This is a genomic window from Pseudomonas sp., assembly GCF_037994325.1.
GTDB lineage: Bacteria > Pseudomonadota > Gammaproteobacteria > Pseudomonadales > Pseudomonadaceae > Aquipseudomonas.
Genome location: NZ_JBBNAH010000503.1, coordinates 1 through 8,340, shown reverse-complemented (window position 1 = coordinate 8,340; position 8,340 = coordinate 1). Strand labels below are relative to the sequence as shown.

At 62.0% G+C, this 8,340-nt stretch carries 6 protein-coding genes; all 6 read left to right on the top strand.

The genetic code is table 11. The features are described from left to right. Nucleotides 1-98: 98 nt before the first annotated feature. The 6 genes from kdpF to AAAB16_RS17000 all read left to right on the top strand — a co-directional run bounded on the left by kdpF (nucleotide 99) and on the right by AAAB16_RS17000 (nucleotide 7,996). Entirely contained in the window at nucleotides 99-188 is a 90-nt protein-coding gene (kdpF, locus tag AAAB16_RS17025; protein ID WP_340664389.1) for a K(+)-transporting ATPase subunit F, read from the top strand. A 10-nt stretch (nucleotides 189-198) separates the two neighbouring features. Then, a complete protein-coding gene (kdpA, locus tag AAAB16_RS17020; RefSeq protein ID WP_340664388.1) occupies nucleotides 199-1,896 on the top strand; it encodes a potassium-transporting ATPase subunit KdpA in 1,698 nt (565 codons plus the stop codon). A gap of 12 nt (nucleotides 1,897-1,908) precedes the next feature. Then, a complete protein-coding gene (gene kdpB / locus AAAB16_RS17015; RefSeq protein WP_340664387.1) occupies nucleotides 1,909-3,954 on the top strand; it encodes a potassium-transporting ATPase subunit KdpB in 2,046 nt (681 codons plus the stop codon). A gap of 26 nt (nucleotides 3,955-3,980) precedes the next feature. Next, nucleotides 3,981-4,532, top strand: a complete 552-nt coding sequence (gene kdpC / locus AAAB16_RS17010; RefSeq protein WP_340664386.1) for a potassium-transporting ATPase subunit KdpC — start codon at nucleotides 3,981-3,983, stop codon at nucleotides 4,530-4,532. A 132-nt stretch (nucleotides 4,533-4,664) separates the two neighbouring features. After that, nucleotides 4,665-7,310 (top strand): sensor histidine kinase KdpD, encoded by a 2,646-nt coding sequence (locus AAAB16_RS17005; protein WP_340664385.1) that lies wholly within the window; start codon nucleotides 4,665-4,667, stop codon nucleotides 7,308-7,310. Next, on the top strand, nucleotides 7,307-7,996 hold the full coding sequence (locus tag AAAB16_RS17000; RefSeq protein WP_340664384.1) for a response regulator: 690 nt from the start codon (nucleotides 7,307-7,309) through the stop codon (nucleotides 7,994-7,996). The genes AAAB16_RS17005 and AAAB16_RS17000 overlap by 4 nt, the downstream gene beginning before the upstream one ends. The last annotated feature ends 344 nt before the right edge of the window (nucleotides 7,997-8,340 follow it).

Here is an 8,340-nt window from a genome sequence, read left to right as displayed (position 1 = left end):
CTTTACGCCTAAGCGCAGCTCTGTATCTCGTCCCTTTACACCCTTCACTCGGACAATTCTCCACCAGCGGCATTTGCCGTATGACGGAGAAATACCCCATGCATCTCTTGGACGGGTTGTCCCTGCTGTTAGCCAGCGGACTGTTCATTTACCTGTTGGTTGCGCTGTTGCGCGCTGGCCGTAACTGAGGAGTTGGCAATGGACAGTCATGTTGTGTTGTTGCTGGTCGCCTTCTTTGCTTTGGTGCTGCTACCAGCACCCTGGCTCGGGCGTTTTTATTACCGGGTGATGGAGGGCGAGCGTACCTGGCTTTCGCCGCTGTTGCAGCCGGTGGAGCGGTTCACCTATCGGGTGGCCGGCGTGGATGGCAAACAGGAGCAGGATTGGAAGGCGTACACCATCGCCTTGCTGGCGTTTAACGTCGCCGGCCTGTTGCTGTTGTTTGTCATCTTGATGGCACAAGGCGCGTTGCCGCTTAACCCGCAGGGCATGCCGGGTCTGGAATGGACCCTGGCGTTTAACACCGCCGTCAGCTTTGTTACCAACACCAACTGGCAAGCCTATAGCGGCGAAGCCAGCTTGAGTTATTTCAGCCAAATGGTTGGCCTCGGCGTGCAGAACTTTGTCAGCGCCGCCACCGGCCTGGCGGTGTTGGTCGCGTTGTGCCGTGGCATTTCGCGCCGCTCCAGCCAAACCCTCGGCAACTTCTGGGTCGACCTGACTCGCGGCACCCTCTATGGCCTGCTGCCGCTGTGCCTGGCCTTGGCGCTGTTCCTGGTCTGGCAGGGCGTGCCGCAAACCTTTAGCCATTACCTGGATGCCACAACCCTGCAAGGCGGCCAACAAAGCCTGCCGCTGGGTCCGGCCGCCAGCCAGATTGCCATCAAGCAATTGGGCACCAACGGCGGTGGCTTCTTTGGCCTGAACTCGGCGCACCCGTTCGAGAACCCAACGGTGTGGAGCAACCTGTTTGAGATGGCCTCCATCCTGCTGATTCCAGCGGCGCTGGTATTTATGTTTGGCCATTACGTTAAAGACCTGCGCCAAAGCCGCGCCATTCTGGCTTGCATGGTCATGCTGCTGGTGCTCGGTGTCGGCGTAACCCTGTACAGCGAGTTGCAACCCAACCCGGCACTGGCTGGCTTGAATATCGAGCAAAGCGGTTCGCTGGAAGGCAAGGAAAGCCGCTTTGGTATTGGCGCGTCGGCCTTGTGGGCGGTAGCAACCACCGCTGCCTCCAGCGGTTCGGTTAACTCCATGCACGACAGCTTTAGCGCCCTCGGCGGCATGGTGCCGATGTTCAACATGATGGTTGGCGAGGTGATCTTCGGCGGCGTCGGCGCCGGCTTGTACGGCATGTTGCTGTTCGTGCTGATCGCGGTATTTCTCTGCGGCCTGATGGTTGGCCGCACCCCGGAATACCTTGGCAAGAAGCTCGAAGCCCGCGAAGTGCGTTTGCTGGTGCTGACCCTGTTGGTAATGCCGATCGGTGTGCTGGTGCTGGGTGCGCTCACCGCTGCCATGCCCTTTGCTAACGCCTCGGTCAGCAACCCCGGCGCCCATGGCCTGAGCCAGATTCTCTACAACTACACCTCCGGCACCGCTAACAACGGCTCGGCGTTTGGCGGCTTTAGCGCTAACACCCCGTACCACAACCTGATGCTTAGCCTGGCGATGATCCTCGGCCGCTTCGGCTACATCCTGCCGGTGTTGGCGATTGCTGGCAGCCTGGCGGCCAAGCGCAGTGTGCCGGTAGGGCAGAACAGTTTCCCGACCCATGGCCCGCTGTTTGTCAGCCTGCTGACCATCACCATTTTGCTGGTGGGCGGTTTGACCTTTCTGCCGGTATTGGCCCTTGGGCCGGTGGCAGAACACTTAAGCCTGCTGGGTCACTAAGAAGGATTTGTCATGAACGCCAAAATGCAACCTGTGCAAGCCGCTACTGCGCCGGCCAAGCCGCGTAATCAGTGGCAAGCGGCGATGGTGCAAGCCTTCGTCAAACTCGACCCGCGCCAGCTGGTGCGCTCGCCGGTGATGCTGGTGGTGGAACTCACCGCCATTTTCACCACCGTGCTCTGCGGCCTGCCGGGCCAACCGGTACCGACCTTTATCGCCGTGCAAATCGCGCTGTGGTTGTGGTTTACCGTACTGTTCGCCAACTTTGCCGAAGCCCTGGCGGAAGGGCGCGGTAAAGCCCGTGCCGACAGCCTGCGCGCCGGCACTCAAGGTCTGTTTGCCCGCCGTCGTTTGCATAACGGCACCTTTGAAACCGTGCCGGCCGCTTCGCTGCGCAAAGGCGAAATTGTACGGGTGGAAGTGGGCGAACTGATTCCCGGCGACGGCGAAGTGATTGAAGGTATCGCTGCGGTAAACGAGGCCGCGATTACCGGTGAATCGGCGCCGGTCATTCGTGAATCCGGTGGCGACCGCTCGGCCGTGACCGGCAACACCCGTGTGGTTTCCGACTGGCTGCTGGTGCGCATCAGCGTTAACCCAGGCGAGTCGACCCTGGACCGCATGATCGCCCTGGTGGAAGGCGCCAAACGGCAGAAAACCCCCAACGAAGTCGCGCTGGATATCCTGCTGATCGGCTTGACCCTGATCTTCTTGCTGGTGGTGGTTACCCTGCAACCGTTCGCCATTTACTCCGGTGGCGCACTGCCGCTGGTGTTTTTGGTAGCGCTATTGGTAACCCTGATTCCGACCACCATCGGTGGCCTGCTGTCGGCGATTGGTATTGCCGGTATGGACCGCCTGGTGCGCCTGAATGTGATCGCCAAGTCCGGCCGTGCGGTCGAAGCCGCCGGTGACGTGCATGTGTTGCTGCTGGATAAAACCGGCACCATCACCTTTGGTAACCGCCGTTGCAGCGCCCTGTACGCGGCGCCAGGTGTGAGCGGTAAAGAGTTGGCCGAAGGTGCGTTGCTGGCCTCGCTGGCCGATGACACTCCGGAAGGTAAATCCATCGTCGAATACCTGCGCGGTCTGCACCCGATGGACGAGCCGCAGCGCAGTAGCGTGACCGCGATTCCGTTTAGCGCGGAAACCCGTTTGTCTGGCGTCGACTTTAACGCCCGCATTTTTCGCAAAGGCGCGGTGGATGCCTTGCTGGCCTTTGTCGGCATGCAACGCCGGGAAATGCCTGCGGTGCTGTCGCGCGAAATCGACAAAATTGCCCAGAGTGGCGGCACGCCGTTGCTGGTCTGTGCTGACGGCAAATTGCTCGGCGCCATCCACCTTAAAGACGTGGTTAAACCCGGTATTCGCGAACGCTTTGCCGAGCTGCGCCAACTGGGGATTCGCACTGTGATGGTCACCGGCGACAACCCGCTGACCGCCGCCGCCATCGCTGCTGAAGCGGGCGTGGATGACGTGATTGCCGAAGCCACTCCGGAGAAAAAACTCGCGCGTATTCGTGCCGAACAGGCCGACGGCAAGATGGTCGCCATGTGTGGTGACGGCGCCAACGACGCCCCGGCCTTGGCCCAGGCCGACGTGGGTATGGCGATGAACGACGGCACCTCGGCGGCGCGTGAAGCGGCCAACCTGGTGGACCTGGATTCCGACCCCACCAAGCTGCTCGACGTGGTGCAAGTGGGTAAAGAATTGCTGGTAACCCGTGGTGCGTTGACCACCTTTTCCATCGCCAACGACGTGGCCAAATACTTCGCCATTTTGCCGGCTTTGTTCACCAGCATTTACCCGCAACTGGGCGTGCTGAACGTGATGCACCTGCAGAGCCCGCAAAGCGCGATTCTCTCGGCCATTGTTTTTAACGCCCTAATCATCATCGCCCTGGTGCCGTTGGCTCTGCGTGGTGTGCGGGTGGAGGCGGTGGATGCGGCCAGCCTGCTGCGCCGCAACCTGCTGATCTATGGCGTGGGTGGTTTGGCGGCACCCTTTGTTGGGATCAAATTGATCGACCTGTTGCTGACTAGCCTGGGTCTGGCGTGAGGCCGCGTTTTAGGAGAAACACAACCATGAACAGTTATTTACGTCCTGCCGTAAGCCTGATTGCCCTGATGACGTTGTTAACCGGCGTTGCTTATCCGCTCGCGGTAACCGGTGTGGCTCAACTGGCCTTTGCCGATCAAGCCAACGGCAGCCTGATCCACGACAGCCAGGGCCGCCTGCGCGGCTCCAGCCTGATTGCCCAACCGTTTGAGGGCGAACAGTGGTTCCAATCGCGGCCTTCGGCGGGCGCCTTTGCCACCGTTTCCAGCGGCGCCAGCAACCTGGCACCGAGCAACTCGGCGCTGCGTGAACGCATTGCCGGCGACAGCGACAAACTCGCCGTAGCCGGGCAGGGCGCCGTGCCCATGGCCTTGGTGACCACCTCTGGCAGCGGCCTGGACCCCGACTTGCCCGTGGCGGCGGCGCAGTACCAAATCAGCCGCATTGCTGCGGCGCGCAACATCAGTACTGATGCGCTAAAACGCCTGGTCGAGCAGAACGCCCAACGGCCGTTGATTGGGCCGGAAGTGGTGAATGTGCTGGCGCTGAATTTGGCACTGGCTGAACAGGGTCAATAAACGTAGGTTGTCTCCCGTCGTCCCCGCGCAGGCGGGGATCCAGAGTGGTGTGGCGAATGCGTTGCCCGGTAACACGCAGGCTGCCCGCCTTGGCGGGAACGACGGTCTGCAAATCGAATTTTTTGGAGCAACATGAGCGATAGCGAACGCGCCGATGCGTTGTTGGCAGAGGTGGATACCCGTAACGGCCGCGGCCGCCTCAAGGTGTTTTTGGGCGCCGCCCCCGGTGTGGGTAAAACCTACGCCATGTTGCAAGCCGCCCAGGCGCAGTTGCGTTTGGGCGTTGACCTGCGTGCCGGGGTGGTGGAAACCCATTCCCGCGCCGAAACCGAAGCACTGCTGGTCGGCCTGCCGCAACAGCCGCTCAAACGCCTCGACTATCGTGGCATGCAGCTCACCGAGCTGGATCTCGACGGCCTATTGGCCAAGCCGCCAAAACTGGCGCTGATTGACGAACTGGCCCACACCAACGCCCCCGGCAGCCGCCACGCCAAGCGCTGGCAAGATGTGCAAGACCTGCTCGCTGCCGGCATCGATGTGTACACCACGGTCAACGTGCAACACATCGAAAGCCTTAACGACCAGGTACAAGACATCACCGGCGTGCACGTGCGCGAAACGGTGCCCGATTGGGTGCTGCAAGAAGCCTACGAACTGCTGCTGATCGACCTGCCGCCCCGCGAACTGCTGGAGCGCCTGCGCGACGGTAAGGTGTATGTGCCCGAACAGGCCCGCGCCGCCATTGATGCATTTTTCAGCCAGACCAACCTCACCGCCCTGCGCGAACTGGCGATGCAAACCGCGGCCGCGCGGGTGGATGCCGACCTTAACCAGCGCTATCGCCAACTCGGCCAGGAAGCGCCCGCCGTACGTGGCCGCTTATTGGTGGGTATTGATGCCGATAGCCAGGCCGAGCGGCTGGTGCGCCATGCCTGCCGCGTAGCTGAACGTCGGCATTTGCCCTGGAGCCTGGTGCATGTCGACACCGGCAGCGCCCGTGATGAACACGCGCGGGCACGCTTGCAAGCGGCGCAGCAATTGGCCGAACGCTTGGGTGGCGAGGTGGTCAGCCTGCGTGCCGGCGAGGTGGCTAAAACCCTGATTCAACATGCTGATGAACGCCGCGCCAGTGTGATTCTGGTCGGCCGCAGTCGGCATCGCTGGTTGGGTGCCGGGGTGGCACAACGGCTGCTGCGCCATGCTCAAGGGTTGGAAATCAGCGTGCTCGATAGCGAGCCCGAACGGCGCGCGCGCACGCCACGCTCGCGCCATCCGCTGCAACGCGCCGACTACCTGTTGGCGGTCGGCGCAACAGTGGTGGCAACGGCTATAGCCTGGGCGGTTGCGCAGGTATTACCGCTGCCGAATATCTCCCTGGTATTACTGGCGGCGGTGCTGCTGGTGGCGGTGCGCACCAGTTCCGGACCGGCGCTGCTCTGCGCGGTGCTGTCGTTTCTGGCCTACGACTTTCTGTTTATTCCGCCGCATTTCTCCCTGGCCATTCACCGCCATGAAGACGTGCTGACCCTGCTGTTCTTTCTGCTGATGGCAGCGCTGACCGGCAACCTGGCGGCGCGGCAACGCCGGCAATTGCGCGTGCTGCGCGAAACCCAAAGTGAAACGGCAGCCTTGCTTGAGCTGTCACGCAAACTCACTGCCGCTACCGACCGCCAGGCCGTGGTACAGGCAGCCAGCCAGCAATTGGCGGCTTGGAGTGATATCGACATCTGCTTGCTCAACCGCGCAGAAGAGGGCGTATGGACCGTCGAGGGCGGTGTTGCCCAGCCGCTTAGCGATGCCGAACGTATGGCCGCTGAATGGGCCTGGCAACACGACCAGGCAGCCGGTTTAGGCACCGATACCTTGCCCAGCGGACGTTGGTGGTGGTGGCCGTTATCGGGCGAAGAGGGGCCGTTACTGTTGCTTGGCGTGAGCCCAAAAAACCAGCAGCCGCTGGCGGTAGAACGGCGGCGTTTGTTGGCTGCCCTCGGCCAGCCATTGGCCCAGGCGCTGGCCCGCGCGCAACTGGCCGAAGACCTTGAAGCCGCGCGCCTGCACGGCGAAACCGAACAACTGCGCAGCGCTTTGCTGGCCTCGGTCTCCCACGACCTGCGCACCCCGCTGACCGCCATGCGCGGCGCCATCGACAGCCTGCTGACCCTCGACGGCCAATTGCCGCACAGCGACCGTATCGAGCTGCTGGAAAGCACCCGCGACGAAGCCGAACGCCTGGACCGCTATATCCAAAACCTGCTGGACATGACCCGCCTGGGGCACGGTGGGCTAAAACTGGCACGCGACTGGGTAGCGCCGGTCGATATCGTCGCCAGTGCCCTGCAGCGTTTACGTCCGCTATTGGCGCCACTGCAGGTGGAGACAGCGGTGCCGGCGGAGTTGCCGCTGCTCTACGTGCATGCCGCGCTGATAGAACAGGCGCTAATCAACGTACTGGAAAACGCCGCACGCTTTTCCCCAACAAACGGGCGCCTGCGGGTGGCCGTCGACAGTGACGCCAGCGAACTACGCATCGCCGTCAGCGACCAAGGGCCGGGTATTCCCGAAGCCGAGCGGGCGAAAATTTTCGACATGTTCTACACCGCCGCCCGTGGCGACCGAGGCGGGCAGGGCACCGGCTTGGGCCTGGCCATCTGCCAAGGCATGGTCGGCGCCCATGGCGGGCGGGTAACCGTGGGTGCAGGTCTGGATGGGCGCGGCGCCAGCTTGACCCTACACTTGCCCCTGCACCCACAACCTCCTGCCGACAACGACTCCCTATGACAGGCAACGCCAGCACCATTTTATTGATCGACGACGAACCGCAGATTCGCAAGTTTCTGCGCATCAGCCTGGCCGCCCAGGGCTACACCGTGATCGAAGCCGCGACCGGCACTGAAGGCCTGGCACAGGCTGCGTTATCCAAACCGGACCTACTGGTGCTCGACCTTGGTTTGCCGGATATGGACGGCCAGCAGGTGCTCAGTGAAGTGCGCGAATGGTCGCAAGTGCCGGTGCTGGTGCTGTCGGTGCGGGCCAGCGAAGGGGAGAAGGTCAAGGCGCTGGACAGTGGTGCCAACGACTATGTGACCAAGCCGTTTGGCATTCAGGAATTTCTCGCCCGGGTGCGGGCGTTGCTGCGCCAATCGCAGGCCGGCGAGAGCCCCGAGGCGTCGGTAAATGTTGGGCCGTTGACCGTGGATTTTGCCTATCGGCGGGTGACGCTTGAGGGTGTTGATGTGAGCTTGACCCGTAAGGAATACGCGGTGTTAGCGCAACTTGCACAACACGTCGGGCGGGTGGTGACGCAGCAGCAATTGCTTAAAGATATTTGGGGGCCGACCCATGTGGAAGACACCCATTACTTGCGCGTGGTGGTGGGGCATTTGCGGCAGAAGTTGGCGGATGATCCGGCGAATCCAAGGTTTATTAGTACGGAGGCGGGGGTGGGGTATCGGTTGAAACCGTAGGTTTTTTTGGGGTTGGGGTTAGTGGTGGTCTTCGTTACCGCGTGGGCTGAGCGTTTGGTTTCGCGCCTTACGCGCGAGTCCCTTTTTTCAAGCGCCGGGATGCCGGACCACAAAAAAGGAACCAAAAACGCTGCCCCTACCTTGGCCCTTCGCTGCGCTGCGGGTGCCCTCATTCCATCGCCGCTCCAGGGGCACGGCACAACTGGCCTTCCATGGCCCGATGTGCCTCTCGCGGCGTCCCTGCCGCTCAACCTCGTCCACGGCGATTCCATTTGGCCTGCGATGAACGTGGCGGGTAGATCAAAATCAAAAGCCCCTCACCCCAACCCTCTCCCGCAAGCGGG